A 447-nucleotide genomic window follows, 5' to 3' on the forward strand; every position below is an offset into this window, starting at 1 on the left:
AATCGCGTGAACTGGTGACCTTAGCGAAAGGGCGCGGATTAAGCGATTGTGGCATTCAGGCGCGCTGGCGCTTTGACGGTCAGCGTTTTCGCCTGGTGCGTTACGCCGCAGAACCCACCTGCGATAACTGGCATGGGCCAGACGCCTGGCCCACGTTGTGGATCACCCGTTAAACAAAATGGCGGGACATGTAGGCCGGATAAGACGCTGTAGGCCGGATAAGACGCGTCAGCGTCGCATCCGGCAATCAGCATCCGGCAATCACCATCAGGCACCTTTCACTCCCAGCACCTTATGCGCTTTTGCCACAATATTCTCGGCGGTAAAGCCAAAGAACGGGAACAGCTTATCCGCCGGAGCAGATTCCCCGTAACCCGTCATCCCGACAATTGCCCCTTTCAGACCAACATACTTGTACCAGTAATCGGCAATACCTGCTTCCACCGC

Annotated in this window: 2 protein-coding genes; one reads left to right on the forward strand and one right to left on the reverse strand. The window is 56.4% G+C overall.

Annotated elements, in window-relative coordinates:
- Positions 1 to 14: 14 nt before the first annotated feature.
- A complete protein-coding gene (locus K0039_RS25400; protein WP_500303719.1) occupies positions 15 to 173 on the forward strand; it encodes a DUF1176 domain-containing protein in 159 nt (52 codons plus the stop codon).
- A gap of 94 nt (positions 174 to 267) precedes the next feature.
- On the opposite strand, the gene K0039_RS25405 is transcribed toward K0039_RS25400, so the two are convergent.
- A partial coding sequence (locus K0039_RS25405; RefSeq protein ID WP_228106904.1) for a transketolase-like TK C-terminal-containing protein occupies positions 268 to 447 on the reverse strand: 180 nt, incomplete at its 5' end.

Origin of the sequence: Terrisporobacter mayombei, assembly GCF_020748465.1 — a bacterium.
Taxonomy (GTDB): Bacteria; Bacillota; Clostridia; order Peptostreptococcales; family Peptostreptococcaceae; genus Terrisporobacter; species Terrisporobacter mayombei.